Source organism: Nocardioides epinepheli (assembly GCF_037936805.1).
GTDB lineage: Bacteria > Actinomycetota > Actinomycetes > Propionibacteriales > Nocardioidaceae > Nocardioides.
The window spans coordinates 278,687-298,347 of sequence record NZ_JBBMMC010000005.1 but is presented as its reverse complement, the minus strand read 5'-3'; the positions used below and the strand labels follow the sequence as shown (position 1 = coordinate 298,347).

7 protein-coding genes are annotated in these 19,661 nt (G+C 73.0%); all 7 read right to left on the bottom strand.

Translation table 11 applies throughout. The features are described 5' to 3' along the window. Window positions 1–3,478: non-ribosomal peptide synthetase (locus tag WMR31_RS09455; protein WP_340538548.1), on the bottom strand; the 3,478-nt coding region annotated here is incomplete at its 3' end. Window positions 3,479–3,495: 17 nt separating this feature from the next. Continuing rightward, complete coding sequence (locus WMR31_RS09450) at window positions 3,496–3,717, bottom strand: MbtH family protein (RefSeq protein WP_340538547.1); 222 nt, start codon at window positions 3,715–3,717, stop codon at window positions 3,496–3,498. Continuing rightward, the gene (locus tag WMR31_RS09445) at window positions 3,714–9,320 is read right to left on the bottom strand and encodes a type I polyketide synthase (protein WP_340538546.1); all 5,607 of its coding nucleotides are present in this window, start codon (window positions 9,318–9,320) and stop codon (window positions 3,714–3,716) included. Before WMR31_RS09445 ends, WMR31_RS09450 begins: the two co-directional genes overlap by 4 nt. Then, the gene (locus tag WMR31_RS09440; protein WP_340538545.1) at window positions 9,317–14,416 is read right to left on the bottom strand and encodes a non-ribosomal peptide synthetase; all 5,100 of its coding nucleotides are present in this window, start codon (window positions 14,414–14,416) and stop codon (window positions 9,317–9,319) included. The genes WMR31_RS09445 and WMR31_RS09440 overlap by 4 nt, the downstream gene beginning before the upstream one ends. Next, the gene (locus WMR31_RS09435; protein ID WP_340538544.1) at window positions 14,413–16,749 is read right to left on the bottom strand and encodes a lantibiotic dehydratase; all 2,337 of its coding nucleotides are present in this window, start codon (window positions 16,747–16,749) and stop codon (window positions 14,413–14,415) included. Before WMR31_RS09435 ends, WMR31_RS09440 begins: the two co-directional genes overlap by 4 nt. Then, window positions 16,746–18,221: a thioesterase domain-containing protein gene (locus WMR31_RS09430; protein ID WP_340538543.1), complete on the bottom strand. Its 1,476-nt coding sequence runs from the start codon at window positions 18,219–18,221 to the stop codon at window positions 16,746–16,748. Before WMR31_RS09430 ends, WMR31_RS09435 begins: the two co-directional genes overlap by 4 nt. A 469-nt stretch (window positions 18,222–18,690) precedes the next feature. Continuing rightward, entirely contained in the window at window positions 18,691–19,410 is a 720-nt protein-coding gene (locus tag WMR31_RS09425) for a hypothetical protein (RefSeq protein WP_340538542.1), read from the bottom strand. Between the last annotated feature and the right edge of the window lie 251 nt (window positions 19,411–19,661).

The following is a 19,661-nucleotide window of genomic DNA, read 5'->3' as shown; positions in this document are numbered from 1 at the left end:
CGTCGAAGGGGGTGCCGGCCAGGTCGCGGGCGCGTTCCCAGGCGGTGGGCTCGTCGGCGACGGTCTCGCTGGTCAGGTCGGGGGTGTCGGTGGCGGGGTCGACCACGACGGTGGGTTGGCCGGACTGGTCGGCGGGGAAGCGCATCCGCAGGGACTCCTGCCGGGCCGATACGGTCGCGATGGCCTCGGCGAGCACCCGGGCATCGAGCGGTCCGGAGAGTCGTACCGCGACCGGGACGCAGTAGGCGGCCGTGCCGGGCGCGTACTGCTCCATGAACCACACCCGCTCCTGGGCGAACGACAGCACCCGCGCGTCCGTGCCCGGGGGGATCCGCACCGCGCGCGACGCGGCGATGTCGCCGCGGCCGAGCCGGTCCTCGACGGCGATCGCGATCCCGGCGACCGTCGGTGCCGCGAAGAGCTCGTCGATGCCGATCTCCACCCCGAGGTCCGCCGCGATCCGCGAGGTCACCTGGGCGGCGAGCAGAGAATGCCCGCCGAGGGCGAAGAAGTCGTCGTCGAGGAACACCTCCTCCACGTCGAGGACACCGGAGACGATCGCGGCGATGGACCGCTGGACCTCGGTGGTGGGCGCGGCCCCGGTGCGATCGCCTGGGGCGCCCGTGGCTGTCTCGGGCTCCGGGAGCGCGTCCCGGTCGAGCTTCCCCGACGGACCCAGCGGGAGGGCGTCCAGGCGGGTGATCGACTGGGGCACCAGCGCGTCCGGCAGCCGCGTGGCGAGCCAGGCGCGGACGGCGTCGAGGTCGGTGCCGTCCGCGGTGACCGCGTAGGCGTGGAGCCGCTGGTCGCCGGCCTGCGGCTCCACGACCCGCGCCGCCGCGGCCGTGACGTGGGGATGCTCGGTGAGGACCGACTCCAGCTCGCCGAGCTCGACGCGCTGGCCGCGCAGCTTCACCTGGCCGTCGGTGCGACCAAGGAAGTCCAGGGCGCCGTCGGGGAGCCAGCGGGCCCGGTCGCCGGTGGCGTACATCCGGCTGCCCGCGGGGCCGTACGGGTCGGGCAGGAAGCGATCGGCGGTGAGTCCTGGCCTGCGGAGGTAACCGCGTCCCAGGCCCGCGCCCGCCAGATAGAGGTCGCCCACGACACCCGGCGGCAGCGGCCGGAGCGCCTCGTCGAGCACCAGGCAGCGCAGATTGGTGATCGGACGTCCGATCGGGACACGGGCCTCGAGGCTCGCCTGCGCGCCGCAGTCCCAGGAGGTGACGTCGATCGCGGCCTCGGTCGGCCCGTAGAGGTTGTGCAGCTCGCAGCCGGGCAGCGCCTCGAAGAACCGGCGGACCAGGGCCGGCGGCAGCTCCTCGCCGCTGCAGATGACGCGGCGCAGGCTGGTGCAGTCCGCGACGTCGGGCACGGCGAGGAAGGCGGCGAGCATCGAGGGCACGAAGTGCATCGTGGTGACGCCCTCCTCGATCACCGTGCGGCGCAGCCGGATGGGGTCCTGGTGGGCCCCGGGCTCGGCCATCACCAGCCGCGCTCCTACGGCCAGCGGCCACAGGAACTCCCAGACCGACACGTCGAAGCTCGTCGGCGTCTTCTGCAGCACCACGTCGTCCGCGGCGAGCCGATAGGCGCGCTGCATCCAGTCGATCCGGTTCGCGATGGCGGCGTGGGTGTTGATCGCGCCCTTGGGGCGGCCGGTCGATCCCGAGGTGTACAGGACATAGGCGGCCTGGTCGCCGGTGATCGGCCGATCCCACGTCGTCGACGGTGGGACGTCGGATGCCACGCGCTCGCCGACGTCGATGAGGTCGACGCCGTCCGGCACCGGAAACCCGGGGCCGCCGTCGTGGGTGATCACGGCCGCGAGCCCGGCGTCGGCGGCCATGTAGGCCAGCCGCTCGGCCGGATAGTCCGGATCGAGCGGGCAGAACGCCGCACCGGCGCGCAGGACGCCCGCGACCGCGACCGCGAGGTCGACCGAGCGACGCAGGCTGACCCCGACGACCGACTCCGGCCCGACCCCCGCACGCCGCAGCCGGGCCGCGAGCTCGGCGGTGCGAGCGGCGAAGGTCGCACGGTCGGCGCGCACCCGGCCGTCGGTGACGGCGAGGGCGTCGGAGTCCTCCGCCCACACCCGGACCATCCGCTCCACCACGCTGCCTCCCGCGAGGCCGACGGCGGGATCGCCGGTGTCGTTCCACCGGTCCACCACGGTCGTGGTCTCGTCGTCGGTGAGCCAGGGCGTCTGGGACAGCGGCCGGTCGAGCGAGGCCAGCAGCGCGTCGGTCATCCGCAGCCACCGCGCACCCAGCCGCTCGACGGTGCTCGCGTCGAACAGGTCGGTGCGGTACTCGATCCGGGCCGCGTCGCCGGCGATCTCGAGTCCGAGCTCGTCGCGGGTGGTGCCGTAGCCGTAGTTGAGCGCCGCCAGCGGCAGCTGGTTGAACCCCAGCTGGTAGATCGGGTGGACGCTGCCACGAGGCGGCGCGAACTCCTCGACGAGTCGCTGGAACGGGACGAGCTGGTGCTCGGTGGCATCGAGGACGGCGGCCCGCACGGCGGTCACGATCTCGCGCATCGTCGGGTCGGGGGTCAGTTGTACGCGGATCGGGAGGGTGTTGACGAACATCCCGACGAGGGGAGCGGTCTGCGCGGTGGGGCGACCCGCGAACGGGACGCCGACGACCAGATCGCGCTCTCCGGAGAGCCGGGCCAGAAGGGCGATCCAGGACGCGAGCTGCACCATCGCGGTGGTCGCGCGCAGGGCGGCCGCTGCCTCGCCGACGCCGGCCTGGACCGATGCCGGGACCTCGAGGATCACCTCGCCGCCGCGCGAGCTGGCGACGGCGGGGCGCGGCCGGTCCAGCGGCAGCGCGTGCACCGGGGGAGCGCCCTGCAGGCGTTCGCGCCAGTAGCCGAGCTCGGTGTCCAGCCGCTCGCCGTCCAGCAGCTCGCGCAGCCAGTGTGCGTAGTCGCCGTACTGGATCTCGAGCTCGGGGAGGTCGGGCGTGGTCCCGCGGGCGACGGCGTGGGCGCACGCATCGAGCTCCTCGGCGAACACGGGGTAGGAGGCGCCGTCGAACACCGTGTGGTGCAGGACCAGGAACAGCAGCCATCCGCCACCCACGACCCGCCGTGCGGTGGCCCGCCACAGCGGGGCCTGATCGAGAGGGAGATCGGTCCCTGCCGCGAAGCGGAGGAAGTCAGCCACCCTGAGGGTCTCACCGGTCCGCTCGACCGGCTCCCGGTCGGTGCCCGAGATCACCACCGGGACCTCGTCGAGGATCACCTGCTCGACGCGTCCCTCGACCTCACGCAGGCACGTGCGCAAAGGCTCGTGGCGGGCGACGACCAGCCGCAGCGCCTCGTGCAGCTGGTCGACGCTGAGATCGTCGGGGAGGTAGATCGGGGCGGTGAGGTTGAACGCACCCGACGTGGGATCGAGCCGGCTGGCCAGCCACAGCCGCTCCTGGCCGAACGAGGTCGGCGCGATCCACACCGTCGGGGTCTGGTCCACGGTCGTCGCGTCTGAGGTCACGTATCGTCCATCGCCTCTCGCAGGCTGCGCGGCCGCAGGTCGGTCCAGATGCGGTCGATGTGGGCCAGACACTCGGCGCGGGTCCCGGTGGTGCCCTCGCGGTGCCACCCGGCGGGTGGCTCGCTGTCGGCGGCCCACACCGAGTACTGCTCCTCGTCGTTTCGGACGACGGCCCAGACGGTCTCCGCCGCCGGCTGGTCGACCGGTGTGGCACTCATCGCTTCTCACCTTCGCTCGCCGCGCGGCTCCGGCGCGGGATGACCATCTCGTCGCCGGCCGCATCCGCGCCCGTGCTCGCCGCAGTGGCGCCCTGCTCCTTGGCTCCCGACTCCGCGCGCGCGGCGCCGACGGTGGCTGCCATTCCCGCCACGGTGGGGGCCTCGAACAGGGTCCGCATCGGCAGCTTCTCGCCGATCGCGTCGCGGATGCGGGACATCAGCTGCACCGCGACCAGGGAGTTGCCGCCGAGCTCGAAGAAGTCGTCCTCGATGCCGACCTGGCCGACGCCGAGCACGGCCTCCCACACCGTGCAGATCTGGCTCTCCAGCTCCGAGCGCGGTGCGACGTAGTCGGTGTCGACGGTGCGCTCGGCGGCCTCGACCTGCTCGCCCTCGCCGAGTTGCTCCTCGATCGAGCGCTGTGTCACCTGACGGGCTCCGGCGATCACCTCGCGGATGTCGGAGACGGTCACCGACACCTGCGGCCCGGCCTGGTGGGACAGGATGCGGCGCAGTGCCTCGGCGCCGTCGGCCGGGACGATGCCACGCTCGCGCGGCCCGGTGTCGCCCGTCGCCGAGTCGGCCTGCTGGACCGTGGCCGACAGATCCGAGTCGACCTGGTCGGCATCGACCCGGCGCAGCATGAACTCCTCGATCTCGGCCACGACGGTGCCGTCGTCGGCGAACAGGGTGAAGTCGGCGACGATCACCTCGTCGCTGTCGCCGTCGCGGTAGCGCAGGTGGCTCCACAGCGACGCCGGGGTCGGGCCGTACACGCGCAGCGACCCGTAGGAGATCGGCAGGTAGCGGCCCGACCCGCGGCTCAGGCCGAAGGAGGTGGCCTCGTCGAGCAGTGCGGGGTGCAGCACCCAGGCGTCGAGGTCGCCCGCGACCGTGGGTCCGGCCTCGAGCCGCGCGAGCTCCTCGTCGACGCCGAGGTGGACCCGTTGCAGGCTGGTCCACCGCGGCCCGAAGGTGAGCATTCCGCTGTGCGAGCCGAGCTCGCTGGCGGCCACCTCCTTGAGCCCGCACCGGGCCAGGACGGCGGCCACGTCGACGGGCGCGGGTGCGGCGGCGGCCGGGTCGAGCCAGCGGACGCCGCCGCGGGTGTGCACCTGCTCGCTGCCCGCGGTCTGGGAGGAGACCTGGAAGTCCATCGTCGTCCCGGTGGGACCCTCGGCGCCCTCGGCGAAGGAGATCCGGAGCTCGGACTGACCGTCGTCGGGCACGGCGAACGGCGCCAGGAAGACGACGTCGCGCAGGTCGGGCACCGCCCCCGTGCCGTGCTCGAGCGCCGCGTCCGCCGCGGCCCGCACGCTCTCCAGTAGGCCGGTACCGGGAATGACCGCGCGCCCGGCGATCCGGTGCTCGTCCAGCAGCCAGTGGGTGCGGGGCGAGACGATGCCGGTGCACCAGGTGACCGCCTCCTCGACCGAGGTGTGTGCGGCGGTGACGACCGGGTGCTCGACGTCGATCGAGCGCACCCCGCGCTGGAGAGCGCGGAAGCCCTGGGGAGCGTCGACCTCGGCCGCCATGCCGACGTCGAGCCAGCCGCCCCAGTTGATGCTCACCACCGGAGCCCGGAACCCGGAGCGTCCCGGTGCCGAACGCGCGAGGGCGTCCAGCACGTTGTTGCCGGCGCAGTAGTCGACCTGGCCGAACCCACCGGCCAGCGCCGTCACCGAGGAGCACAGGGCGACGAAGTCGAGGTCCAGGTCGCCGAACACCTCGCCGAGCACCCGGGTGCCGGTGACCTTGGGCGCCAGGACGGCGTCGGCGGCTGCGCGCTCCTTGATCTCTGCCATGCCACCGCCCGGGACGCCGGCGGCGTGCACGATGCCGTCGAGACGGCCGAACCGTTCGAGGATCAGGTCCCTGGCCGCTCGCATCTCATCGGCGTCCGCGACGTCGGCCGCGACCACCAGGACCCTGCCGCCGGCGGCCTCGATCCGCTCGATCGCGGCGATCGCCCGGCCGATCCGGTCGACGGTCCCGTGCACGGCGACGTGGGTGGCCCACTCCTCCCTGGGCGGGAGCGGCGTGCGTGCCTGGAGGACCACGGTGGCGCCGTCGCGGGTGGCCAGGTCCTCGGCGACGGTGATGCCGATGCCGCCCAGGCCGCCGGTGATCAGGTAGACCCCGTCGGGACGGATGCCGGAGGCGACGCCGGCGTCCTCGTCGGAGGCCAGGATGCTCGGCTGATACTCCTGCTGCCAGTGGCGGCGGCCCCGCACCGCGAGGTCGCCCGGGGCCGCGCTCAGCAGGGCCGCGGCCACGCCGGGACCGGCCGGGTCGTCGACGTCGATCTGCCGCGCCGTGAGCCACGGCAGCTCCAGGGGAAGCACCCGCACCGGGCCGGCGACCAGCGCCTGCTCCGGGTTCAGCAGGTCCGTGCCGGCGACGTCGAGGGCGCCGCGGGTGAGCACGTCGAGGGCGATCTCCTCCGGATGCGGACCCGCGGCGAGGGCCTGGGCGAGCAGGAGCGGGCCGTAGAACGCGTACTCGGTGGCGGTCTCGACGTCCGCGTCCGCGGCGAGGTCGAGGCAGGAGGCGTCGACGATCCGCGAGGGGATCCCGGCACCGGCGGCCAGGTCGGTGACGAGGCCGTCGAACGCGCCGCGGTCGGCGACGTCCAGCGTGATTGCCGCAGGATCCGCCGCGAGCCCGTGCTCGCCCCCGATCCGGACCTCGACGACGTCGTCGCCGGCGGCGCTCAGGGCTCCGGCGACCTCGTGACCGGCGGGTCCGCGCACGATCACCAGGGTGCGACCGGTCTCGCGACGCGGCCCGGTGGTCGGCTGCTCGCGCCACGACGGCATGGCGAACCACTGGTCCAGTGGCAGGTCGCCACCGTCCTCCTCGGGTGCGTCGATGACCTGGTCGGTGAGCGGCTCGACCCAGAACCGGCGTCGCTGGTAGGCGTAGCCGGGCAGTCGCACCCGGCGGCGCGGCGCGGCGCCGGCGTCGAGGTCGACCTCCACTCCCACGCTCCACAGGCGCGCGGCGGCGTCGAGGAGGACGGCGAGGTCTCCCTCGCGGTCGGTGGCCGCCGGCAGGCTGCGCAGCACCTGGGTGTCGGTGCCCCGCGTCTGCATGCGCGCGGCCCCCATCAGCTGGCGGCCGGGGCCGACCTCGAGGAGCGCCCAGCCGCCGGCGGGGTCGCCGGAGGCGAGCAGGGTCTCCAGGCAGGTGCCGAACAGCACGGTCTCGCGCAGGTGGCGGGCCCAGTACGCCGGGTCGGTGGCCTGCTCGTCGGTGATCCAGTCGCCGGTGACATTGGAGAGGAACGGCGTCGTGGGCGGCCGGAGGTCGAGGGCGGCGACGAGCTTCTGGAACTCGGCCAGGATCGGCTCCATCATCGGGGAGTGGAAGGCATGGGAGGTCTTCAGCAGCTTGGCCCCGATGTCCTGCTTCTCCAGCTCGGCCGCGAACGCCTCGGCCACCGGGGTGGGACCGGCGACCACGCAGGTCCCGGGACCGTTCACCGTGGCGATGGTGAGCTCGGCGGGCAGCAACGGGCGGACGTCGTCGGCGTCGGCCTGGACTGCCATCATCGAGCCCGGCGGCATGCTCTGCATGAGGCGGCCGCGGGCGATCACCAGCCGGAGCGCGTCGTCGGGGTCCATCACGCCGGCGGCCGCTGCGGCGACGAGCTCGCCGATGCTGTGGCCGATCATCGCCGCGGGCTCGACGCCCCAGCTCGCCCACAGTCGGCTCAGCGCGTACTCGACGGTGAACAGGGCCGGCTGGGTGTGCACCGTCCGGGCCAGCTCGGACTCGGCCGTCTGGTCGCCGGTGGCGTGCAGCAGGGCGAGGAGGTCCTCACCGGTCTCGTTGCGGTAGGTCTGGGCGCAGGCGTCGACGGCGTCGCGGTAGACCGGCTCGGCGGCATAGAGCGCGGCGCCCATCCCGGCGAACTGGGCGCCCTGACCGGAGAACAGCATGGCGACCTGTGGTGTCGGCGTGCCGGCGCGCCCCTGGATGCGCCGCCGCTTGTCGCGCAGCGCCGTCGCCGCGTCGGATGCGTCGGAGGCGACCACGGCGACCCGGTTGCTGTGCAGCCGGCGGCCCTGACGCAGGGTCCAGGCGACGTCGGCGAGCCCGGTCCGGCCGGCGGCGCTCTCGGCGTCCAGGTGCTCGGCGAGCCGCTCGGTCATCTCCAGCAACGCCGACTCGTTGCGTGCCGAGATCGTCAGCACCTGCTCGTCGGGCGCGTCGTCCTCCTGCGCCTGCGCGGGTGCCGGCGGCGCCTCCTCGACCACGACGTGGGCGTTCGTGCCGCCGATGCCGAAGGAGCTGACCCCGGCCCGCCGCGGACCGTCGTCGTTCGGCCAGGTGGCGAGGTCGGCGTTGACGTAGAACGGGCTGGTGGCGAAGTCGATCTGCGGGTGCGGGTCGCGGTAGTTGATGCTGGGCGGCAGCACGCCGTTCTCCAGCGACAGCACCACCTTGATCAGGCCCGCGACGCCGGCGGCGGGCCCGAGGTGTCCGAGGTTGCTCTTCAAGGAGCCGAGGCCGCACCATCCGGTGTCGTCGCTGCTCTCGCCGAACACCGAGCTGAGGGCGGTCACCTCGATGGGGTCGCCCAGCGCGGTCCCGGTGCCGTGTGCCTCCACGTAGGAGACGGTGCGGGGGTCGACGCCCGCGACACCGAGTGCCTGGGCGACGACGGCCGCCTGGCCCTCGACGCTCGGCGCGCTGAAGCCGACCTTGGCCGAGCCGTCGTTGTTGATGGCGTTGCCGCGGATGACGGCGCGGATCGTGTCGCCGTCCTCGATCGCGTCGGAGAGACGCTTGAGCACGACGACGCCGCCGCCGCTGGCCCAGATGGTGCCGCCGGCCGAGGCGTCGAACGGTCGACACGACCCGTCCGGGCTCATGATGGAGCCCTCGGAGTAGACGTAGCCCGAGCCCTGGGGCAGGTCGAGGGTCGCGGCGCCGGACAGTGCCATCTCGCACTCGCCGTTGCGCAATGACTCGATGGCGAGGTGGATGGCCACCAGCGAGGTCGAGCAGGCGGTGTGCACCGTCAGGCTCGGACCACGCAGGTCGAGCTTGTAGGAGACGTAGGTGGCCAGGTAGTCGGCGTGGTTGGAGGTGGCGATCGAGAGCAGGCCCGTCGCTCGGACCGCGGGCGGGTTCCGGACGATGTTCTTCCACTGGTACTCGTCGGCGCCGACGCCGCCGTAGACGCCGATGTCTCCCTCGTAGCGGGCCGGGTCGTAGCCGGCGTCCTCCAAGGCCGAGTGGGCCAGCTCGAGGAACAGCCGCTGCTGCGGGTCCTTGATCTCGGCCTCCCGCGGGGTCATCCCGAACAGGCCGGCGTCGAGCGCGTCGTAGTCGTCGACGACGGCGGCACGCGGTACGAACTGGGGGTCCTCGACCTTGTGCCGCGGCACTCCGATGGCGAGCTGCTCCTCGGGGGTGAAGGTGCGCACCGACTCCACGCCGTTGACCAGGTTGTCCCAGAACTGGCCGGCATCGGCGGCTCCGGGCACGCGGCACGCCAGCCCGATGACCGCGATCGGCTCGGCGTGGGCGTCCACCTCCTCGACTGCGGGGTCGTGGGGCTGTGCTGATGCGCGGTCGTCCAACGTGGTCACGATCGTTCCTCTGGCTTCGGCTCGGGCTGGGCGGGGGATGGGAGGGAGGAGCTGGGGGGCTGGGTGGCAGGTCGCGGGCGGGGCCTTCGGTTCGCGGCGCGCCGGGTCCGTTGCGCAGCGACTCGGCGGCTGGCGCGGTCCAGGCCCGGCGCCCTGGAGCCGCCGTCGAGGTGACGGGCGAGGTCGGCGATCGTGGGGAAGCCGAACAGGTCGACGACCCGCACCTCCTGGCCGAGTGTGGCGACCAGGCGCTGCTGCACCTCGACGATGGCCAGCGAATGCCCGCCGATGTCGAAGAAGTTGTCGTGGATGCTCACCCGCGGCACGCCGAGCACCTCCCGCCAGATCCCGGCGACGGTGCGTTCGGTCGGCGTGCTCGGCAGGTCGTCGGTACGCCCGCGGCGAGCCGGGACCGGTGGCGGTAGGGCCGCGACGTCCAGCTTCCCGCGCGCGGTGCGCGGCAGGGCGGGGAGGACGACGAGGTCGGCGGGCCGGGCGTAGTCGGGCAGGCGCTGGTCGAGGTGGCGCCGGACCGGGTCGGGGTTGCGGGTGTCGTCGAGCACGACGTAGCCGGTGAGCGCCAGCCCGTCGCCGGTGCCGTGCGTCGTCACGGCGGCGTCGCGGACCTGGGGGCACTCCCTCAGCGCGGCCGTGACCTCGGCCAGGTCGACCCGGCGCCCCCGGATCTTGACCTGGGTGTCGGTGCGTCCGGCGATCACCACCGAGCCGTCGGGCGAGTACCTCCCGAGATCGCCGGTCTCGAACTGTGGCGTGGGTCCGTCCGGACCGGTTCCGGTGGCGTCTTCGATGGCCTCGTCCTCTCTGGTTCCGCTGGTTCCGCTAGGTCGGCCCGCGAGACGGCCTCGCGAGGCACCTTCCCCGAGGTATCCCGCGGCGAGGTGGGTGCTGGCCACCACGACCTCACCCAGCTCCCCGACGGCAGCGGGTCGTCCACCCGGCGTCCGGACCACGAGCGCGACGCCGGGGCGTCCACGACCGACCGGGACCGGCATCGCGTCGTCGGCCACGGTGTCGACCGGGTGCCAGGCATGGATCTGCGGTGTCTCGGTGGCGCCGTAGGCATTGACGATCCGGACCCGTGGGCAGAGCACCCGCAGCCGGGCGACGTCGCGGCCGACCGCGACGTCGCCGCCGAGGACGATCAGGCGCACCTGCGGCAAGGTGGCCTTGGCGGTGGTGAGCATCCGGGCCAGCTGGGGCGTGAGGTGCAGGATCGAGGCGGACTCGTCGTGCAGGAAGGCGGCCAGCCGATCCGGGTCGTGCAGCCATTCGGTCGGCGGCACGAGCAGCGTCCCTCCGCGCGCCAGGGCCGCGAAGCAGTCGCGCAGCATCGGGTCGTGACCCAGACCCCCGAGCAGGGCCGTACGGTCGTCGGCGCCGACGTCGAACTCGTCGGTGTACCAGTCCAGGAAGTCCGCCAGCCGTGCCTCGGGCGTGGACACGATCGCCGGCGCGGCGGTGGTTCCCGAGGTGGCCAGCAGGTAGCTGCGCTGGTGCGGCTCGACCGGCTCGAAGGGCCCGACCGGGTCCGAGGGTGTGGTGTCGGGGGTGGGCCCGTTCGGCGCAATTGCTCGGTTCGGGTCGGCGCGAGGCTCCGGGGGCGATCCGTGCGACGCGATGTCGGCCAGTTCGGGGGGCACGGCGGTGCCCGGGGTGACCAGGATCCGGTCGATGCCCGCGGTGGCGGCGAGGGTGGCAAGCCAGCCGCCCGGCTGGGACGCATCGAGCACCAACGGCGGTCGGCCGGCGGCGAGTGCGCCGAGCCACAGGCCGGGCAGGTCGACGTCTCGCTCGGCCAGGATCCCCACGGGGCCTGCCTCCTCGCGCAGGGACGTCGCGATCGCCCGCACCGACTCGACGAGCTGGGAGCCGGTCACCTCGCGATCGGTGCCGCGGATCACGGTGGCGTCGCCCGCGTGCGGAGCGGCGCTCAGGACCTGCTCGACGACGCCGTCCTCGCGCGCCTCGGCGGCCGCAAGTGGGCCGTTCGGGGTCGGCAGCGGGCTGTCTGCGGGCCGCGCGCCGAGGGTGCCGACCGGTGCGCCCGGCCTCTCAAGCAGTCCGGTGACCAGGGTCAGGTAGCTGTCGAGCAGCGCGGCGATCCGGTCGTGGTCGTACAGGTCGGGATTGGCCACGACGGTGAAGGTGAGGCCGTCGGTCTCGTCGACGTACAGGGTGAGGTCGAACAGGCCGCCGGCCAGTCCGGGCTCCACGGTCTCGACCTTGACCCCGGCGAGCCCGAGGGTCGGCGCGGAGACGTCGAAGGCGTTGAAGAGCACCTGGACCAGAGGGCTGCGCCCGAGGTCCCGGGGGAGGCCGAGCCCGTCGACGAGGTCCTCGAAGGCGATGGCGCGATGCTCGATGGCATCGAGGACGGTGCTGGCGACGGCGCGGGCGGCGGTGGCGAAGTCGGCGGCGGGATCCAGGGTCATCGGCACCGGCACGGTGTCGATGAAGAATCCGACGAGCGTGTCGAGGTCGGGGTGCGGGCGGTCGGCCACCGGGATCCCCACGACCAGCGAGTACTGGCCGGTGAGGCGTGCGAGCAGGAGGCCGAACGCGGTGAGGAGCAGCGACTGGCGGGTGACGCCGAGGTCGAGGCCCGCCCGCGCGACGGCGTCGGCCAGCGAGTCCGGAGCCGCGCGCCGCACCTGGATGCCGCGGAAGGTCTGCACCGCCGGCCGGGCCCGGTCACGTGGGAGGTCGAGTACGGGAGGGATCGTGGCGAGCTGCTCGAGCCACCATGCGGTGTCGCCGGCGCGGCGGGCCTCGCGCCGGTGCTGCTGGTCGCGCACGTGGTCGGCGTACCGCACGGTGGGCTCCGCGAGCGTCCCGCCCGAGTAGGCGGCGGCCACGGAGTCGAGCAGGGGGCCCACCGAGCCGCCGTCGAAGACGATGTGGTGCACGACGATCGAGAGCAGGTGCTCCTCGGCCCCGATCCGGAGGAGCTCGGCGTGCCAGAGCGGTCCGGTCTCCAGGTCGATCGGACGTCGCGCCTGCGTCTCGAGCCAGTCGTGCTCGTCGACGTACGGCTCGTGGACGGGGAGGTCGACGTCGTGCGGCTCGGTGACGCGAACCTCGGGGCGCCCGTCGACCGTGGCCACGGTCCAGCGCAGGGCCTCGTGGATGCGGGCCGCACTCGACAGCGCCGCCGCCAGTCCAGGCACGTCGATCGGTCCGCGGAGCCGGTAGGCCAGCGGGATGTGGTACGCCGGGGTGCCGGAGGTCAGCCTGTCGAGGAACCACAGGCGGCGCTGGGCGGGCGAGAGGTGCGCGGGAGTCCCGACGGGCAGCACGGCGCCGGCAGCGGGACGGGGAGCATCGTGGTCGAGGTGCGACTCGAGCCCTCGCAACGTGCGGGCGGTCAGCACGTCGCGCACCGAGAGCTCGACGCCGAGGCGTGCGCGCAGCCCACCCGCGATCCGCATCGCCGCGAGCGAGGTGCCGCCCAAGGCGAGGAAGTCGTCGTCGGGTGCGGCCGGCCCAAGCATCTCGCGCCACACCACCGCCGCCGTCGACCCCGCCGAGGTACCCGTGTCGCCAGCCTCGGGATCGGCTTCGGACTCGGCCAGTGCGCACAGGGCCGACCGGTCGATCTTCCCGGCGGACAGGGTGGGCAGCACCGTCATTCTGTGCACGCGGTTGGGGTGCACGCCACCGGGGAGCCGGTCGTCGAGGAAGCGGCGCAGGTCCGTCAGGTCGGGGCCGGTGGCAGGGGTGCAGAACGCGTGCACCACGGGCCTGCCGCCCGGATCGGGGATCACCTGGACGACGGCGTTCTCGATCTCCGGGTGGGCCCGCACGGCCGTCTCGATCTCGAGCAGGTCGATTCTGAGGCCGCCGAGCTTCACCTGTCGATCCACTCGGCCGAGCAGTTCGATCACGCCGTCGGGACGCCGTCGCGCGAGGTCGCCGGTGGCGTACATGCGCCCGCCGGGCTCGACCGCGTCGGGGTCGGGGAGGAAGGCCGCGGCGGTGGCGGCGGCCGAGCCGAGATACCCGCGCGAGACGCCCGGACCGGAGGCGAAGAGCTGGCCGGCCTCGCCGTCGGGCAGGACGCGGTGTTCGGCGTCGCGGACGGTGAGCCGATGCCCGGCCAGCGCGCTGCCGATCGGGACGGTGGTCTCCCAGGCGCCCCGCAGGTCCATGGCGGAGACCGACACGGTGGTCTCGGTCGGACCGTAGGTGTTCAGCAGGCGGCGTCCGTCGGCGGTCCAGCGCGCCACCTGGTCGGGCGGGCAGGTGTCTCCTCCCACCAGGAGGCAGCGGAGGCCGGGGAGCGCCTCGGGGTCGAGCAGGGCGAGCATGGCCGGCGGCAGCCAGCCCCAGGTCGCGGCGGCGAGCGCTCGTTGGGTCAGGGCCGGCTCGGAGCGCTCCTCCTCGGTCAACAGGACCGCGCTCCCGCCGGAGAGCAGCGGGCAGAAGATGTCGTGCACGGAGGCGTCGAAGCCGATGGAGGCGAACCCGATCGCGGTGTCGACGGCGTCGATCCCGGTCAGGTCCACGATGGCGGATGCGTAGTGCCGCAGCTGTCCGTGGCCGACCACGATCCCCTTAGGACGCCCGGTGGATCCGGAGGTGAACAGCACGTAGGCCGCCTGCGCCGGGTGCAGCACCCGCCCTGTGGGCGGTGCCAGGGCCGGGTGCCCGACCGGCGACGGCGCCTCGACGAGCGGGATCGCCGACTCGGCCAGGGCGCCTCGTCCGGCGTCGTCGACCACGGCCGCCTTCACGGCGGCGTCGCGGAGCATCTCGCTACGACGGCGCCTCGGATCCTCGGGAAGCACCGGCACGTAGGCCGCTCCGGCGGCGAGGACCCCGAGCACCGCCACCCACAATCGCGGCCCGCGAGCCGCGCAGACCGCGACCCGGTCCTCCGGCCCGACCCCCAGCTCGACGAGCTCGTGGGCGAGCGCCGCCGCGGCGCCGCACAGCTCGGCGTAGGTGAGCGTCGTCGCGCCCTGGCGCAGCGCGACCGCGGACGGGCGTTCGCGCGCGGTGTCGAACGCCGGCAGGTGGACCGCGAAGTCGGCGGCCGCCGTTCGCGCGGGCGCCACGGACGTCTGAGCGGTCATGTCTGCGGGCCTGCCCACGCCACGGTCTGCGGGTCGACGATCTGCAGCCGCAGCTCGCTGACGTAGCGACGCCCATCGGCGTCCGGCACGAACGCCTGCTCCGGCGTCGGCAGCATCTCGGAGAAGGTGACGGGCGCGTCGGATCCGCCGTCGCGCTGCGCGGCGCGGATCGCGACGCAGAGGATGTCGGCGAAGACCGGGCTGGTCAGGTCGAGGTACATCGGCTTCACCTCGGCGCCGGTCTTGACGAACACCCGGTCGGGGACGCCGTTCTCCTCGAGCCAGCGGCGGATCGCCAGGTAGCGCGCGGCCTGGTCCTCTACGGTGGTGAACCCGAGCTCCGACGCCGGGATCGTCCAGCTCTCCCGGGCGATCACGACGTCGTCGATGCGCACGCGTGGGCAGTGCTCGAACCTCGCGAGCAGCTTGAAGGCGTCGACGGTCTTGCTCGAGAGCAGGTCGGCGAAGATCTCGGCGACCGGCCAGCGACGCCCGTCGGCGGCCACCGCGTACAGGCCGCCCTCGCCGCGCTGGACGGCGAGTGCGCTGATCGGCAGCGGCGTGCCGGCGTCCGAGCCGGGTGCGTCGGCATCGATGCCCAGCCGGACGACGTCGTCGCCGATGAGTGCGTCGTTGGTGCGTGCCGTCAGGCGGGGCCAGCCGACGGGGAAGACCGGCACGACCCGCCCGGGCGGCAGCTCGGCGTCGATCGTGGCCTGCAGCTCGTCGGGAGCATCGTGTCCGAACACGAAGCAGGCGGGCGTGGCGGTGTTCCACGCCGCGTGCAGCTCGCCCAGCACGAAGGTCGGCGGCGCCGCGGGGTCGGCCGGATCGAGGACCAGGTGGACGTCGGGGGAGTGGTAGCGCGCCGAGCTCCACCGCAGCGGGCGTGCGGGGAACGCCTCGCCGACCGCGTCCTTGAGGTCGGCGCTGGACAGCAGCACCTCCCGGTTGCCGCCGGCGGAGACGCCGTCACCGTCGAGCCCGAGGATGCGTGCCCATCGCCGCGTGAACTCGTCGGTGACCGCGTCGATCTCATCGGTGCTGGCACCGAAGAGGAAGCCCTGGGCCAGGAACCACAGCGACCCGAGCGGCACGCTCGGCGCCCCGCCCGAGAGGTCGTCGAAGAGCTCGTCGAGGAAGCGCTCGAACACCTCGCCCACCTCCACCGACAGCCACCGCGCCGAGCGCAGGAGCAGGTCGAGCGGAGCAGCCAGCCCGGCCAGGACGCCAGGCCCGATCCGGACGTCGAGGTCGCGGACGGTCTCCTCGAAGCAGACCGTCCGGCCGGCGTACATCTGGCCCTCGGCGCGGGTGGCCGCGTGTCCGGTGAGCTCGACGAACGCCGCGTCGAGGTCGGCGAGCGCCGCGGCGAGCGCCACCTCGTCGTCGGCGGCGGCACCGACCCTCCGTGCCTGGTCGAGCAGGCGGCTCAGACCTGCGGTGGCCCGGTCGCGCAGGTCGTCGTCGCCGATCGCGGCGAGCCGTGCCGCGAGGATCTCGGTCGCCCGCATCGACATCGGCAGGTCGAAGTCCCAGCGGAGCACTCCACGCTCCAGCAGTCGGCTCACACCCAGCAGGACGTCGTCGGGACGGCGCGCGCCGACCGACGGGTCGCTCGCGAGCTCAGAAGCCAGCTCGACCGCCGGGCGGCTTCCGTCGCTGGCCGAGACGATCCGGGCCTCGGTCGGGGTGAGCGCGCGGCGCGCACCGGACGGCTCGACGATCTCCTCCCCGTCGAGGAGGAGGTTCGGGGCGAGCCGGGGCGCTGCCCAGACCCGCACGTCGTCGTCGGCGAGCAGGGCCTCGGCGTACGCATCGAGCGCCCATCGCTCCAAGAACACCTCACGGCGCCGGACCAGAGCGCTGCCGGGCTTGACGTCCACGGCCGGGCCGACGTCCTCCAGGCGAGCCCAGCAGACGGGGCCGAAGAAGCCGATCGTGTCGTTCTTCGTCGTGTAGCGGGAGTAGTAGCGGGCCAGCGCAGCCTCCTTGCTGCGGCGCCGGGCGTTGCGCGGCGCGTCGGCGCCACGCGCGACGATCGCGTCGAGGATCGACTCGCGCCCCTTGGGGTTCTGCCAGGCGACCGCCTCGCGCAGCGTGGGGTCCGCGGCGAGGTCGGTGACGGTGGTGCTGAGCTCGGCGACGGCGTCGTCGTAGGCGCGGCGGAAGCGCTCGTCGGCAGCGGTCGCGGCGGTCTCGGCGGCCGCGGCCAGGGCTGGGGCGGCGAACCGCTTGATGCCGTCGGCGGGGAACCCCGCGGCGCGCAGGAGCGCATGCCGCCACACCCGCCACTCGGTGTCGCCCAGCGCGACGGTGTGCTCGCGGCTCATGGACACGACTCCGGGAGGCGGACGTAGCGCAGACGGATCTCGGCATCGTCTGCCGGCACGGCGAGTGCGCCGATCCCGTCGGGCAGCTCGAGGTGGCGGACCTCGGCGGCACCGAGACGCTCGAAGCCGGCGTCGGTGGTGGCGCGCCAGGGTCCGCGCGGCTCGTGACCGGCGAAGCCGAACACGTCGGGCTCGATGCGCAGCCCGTCGCCGGTGTACTTCAGGACCGACTCCTTCGCCGTCCAGATCCGTAGGGCGTACTCGAGCGCGGCCGAGCCGGCGCGCTCCTCGAACTCCTCGCGCTCGCCGGCGTCGAGGGCTCCGTCGGCGAAGGCCTCGAGGTCGGTCATCGGGCGGAGGCGTTCGACGTCGATGCCGATCTCCCGGTCGACGGAGAGGGCGATCAGGGCGATCCCGTCGGAGTGGCTCGCGTTGAACGTGAGACCTCGTGGCGAAGGCCATGCGGGCTTGCTTCCGGAGCCGCGCTGGTACTCCGCGGTGCCGACGTCGAGTCCGTGGGCCGCGAGGACCCGGCGCTGGAGCACCGAGCGTGCGGCGAACCGGCGTCCGTCCGCGGGCGCGCGCATCCGCTCGGCGCGCCTGCGTTCGGTGGCGGAGAGCTCCTCGACGGCGTCGAGTTCGGGCAGGTGGTCGAGGCGGGCGTCGATCACCAGCACCTCGTCGTCGGCGAGCGGCTGCTGCCAGGCCGGGACGCCGGCTGGGCACACTGCGTTCGCGACGTGCTCGAGCATCTGGTCCTGGGCGCTGTGCAGGAAGAAGTGGCCGCCCTCGATGGTGTGCAGCGCGAAGCCCGCGGTGGTGTGGGCGGCCCAGCCGACCATCTCGCCGGGCTCGGCTTGGGGGTCGTCGCGCCCGGCGAGGGCGGTGATCGGCACCGGGAGCGGGTCGGGTGGGGTGATCGGCAGGGACTCGATCATCGCGAAGTCGCTGCGCAGCACGCCGAGGAGCAGACGACGCAGCTCCGGGTCGGCGACGACGTCCTCGGTCATGCCACCCATCGCGATCACCCGGCGCAGGAAGGCGTCGTCGGGCAGGTGCGAGATGCGGGTGAGCAGCTTCAGGTGCGGCGGACGGCAGCCTCCGACGACGAGGTGCTCGGGCAGCCGGGCTCCGAGCTCGGCGAGCCGGCGGATCACCGGGGGAGCGAGCCGGGCCCCCATGCTGTGTCCGTAGATGACGTACGGACCGTCGATCCGGGCGGCGATCGCTCCGGCCAGGTCGTCGACGTCGAACTCGGGCGGCTCAGCGATCCGCTGCTCCCGACCGGGTGGGGCCGCGGCGCGCACGCCGGCCACGTCGGCCAGCCCCTCGGCCCAGCCACGGAACGCCAGGGTCGAGCCGCCGGCGTAGGGCAGGCAGACGACGGTCGTGGCGGCAGAGCCGGCGACGTCGGTGGAGAACCAGGCGTCACGTACGTCGGCGACGGTCGCGGCCGTCGTTCTCACGGTCACCTGTGGTCGTTGGACCGCGTCCGTACCCCGGAGTTGAGTGGTCGCCAACGCCCCAGGTGGACGGTACCGAGGATGGTCCTACAGGACATGTGTGAGATCTCCCGAGTGTCGCCGAGACAGGGGACGGGCGGAGACCGCCCGTCAGGTGATCATGTTAGCCACGTCACACCATGCCGAGCACCCTACGTCCTGCCTCAAAGAGGCCGCTCAGCGGCGGGAGCCGCCGACGAGTCGGAACACCCGGGACGGCCGGGATTGCGCCCGCCCGGCGCGGAACAACAGAGCGTTCGGCAGCGGACCACGCGGTTTCCCGGGTGGGACACTGAACTCGATTGCGTTGTGGTTGAGAAGGATCAGGCAGCGCCCGGGGGTCGGCCCGACCTATGGCGGGAGGGGCCGGCCCGAATTAGGCCATCGAGTACAGCAAGCAATATCGGAGGAAGAGCGGAGTATGGCTGCCGCCATACCGCTAACGCGGCAGAGCCTTGTCGAAATCGTTGCCCGAGATGTTGACCGGGATCGAGTGCTCCTTGCACCGAGGGCAGACGGCCATCGGAGCCCACTTCGTCACGACGGTCTTCTTGCGCTCGCCCGTCTGAGGATTGATGAGATAGTAGCCGTCGGCAGGCACCCGCTGGAAGCGGAGCTTCTTGTTCGCGCACATCGGGCATCGCATCGCGAGGCGAAGCGCGTACGGATACGTCCGGCCGTTCTCCTCCTTGATTCCCGCCCAAGCGCGGAAGACCCACCACTTTGGCAACCAAAGCACGTTCCGACGGAGGAATCGGAAAGACGACAAGCCGACGAAGCCGATGGCGATCATGAAAGCGGATGCCAGAAGCCACCAGGACTCCTTAGGCGTGCCGCTCGTGGCGTCGAAGCCGTTGCCGGACCTGAAGACGTCGAAGAGCTGATTCACCGAGAAGGCGCCGGTCACGAACCCGGCGATTGTGATCAGACCAGAGACGGTGCCGATGAGCGCCGCCGGGGTAGCGATCCGCGTTTTCTTGACAATGTCGAAGGTCTGCAGCGGCTTTTCCGGCGTTGGCACTGAAGTGATCACGATGCCGTGGTTGTCGCCGCTGATGGCAACGCCACCGTCCTTGCCGAACGGGGCGGTGACGTCGCCGTGCGCGCGGATCTGCTGGTTGCCGCTGCTGCCGTCGCCGATGTTATGGATGTTCGTCACCGAGAGCTCCTAGCTAGGTCTTTCCTGCTACTTGCTCGCAGCGTAGGGACGACCACGGACATCGGAGCGCAATCCCTCACCTCAGTGCTCCGAGTGCCTGGTCGCGCCGTCTGCCATTACTAGGTAGGCGATGATAACCCAAGTCAGCTAATGGTGGACCGTTAGCGCGGAGCCACGTGCATACCGACCAACCCGCCAACTGTTATGGGCTCGGCGGCGGCGCGTGGGTGATGCTGCGATGGTCTGTGGCA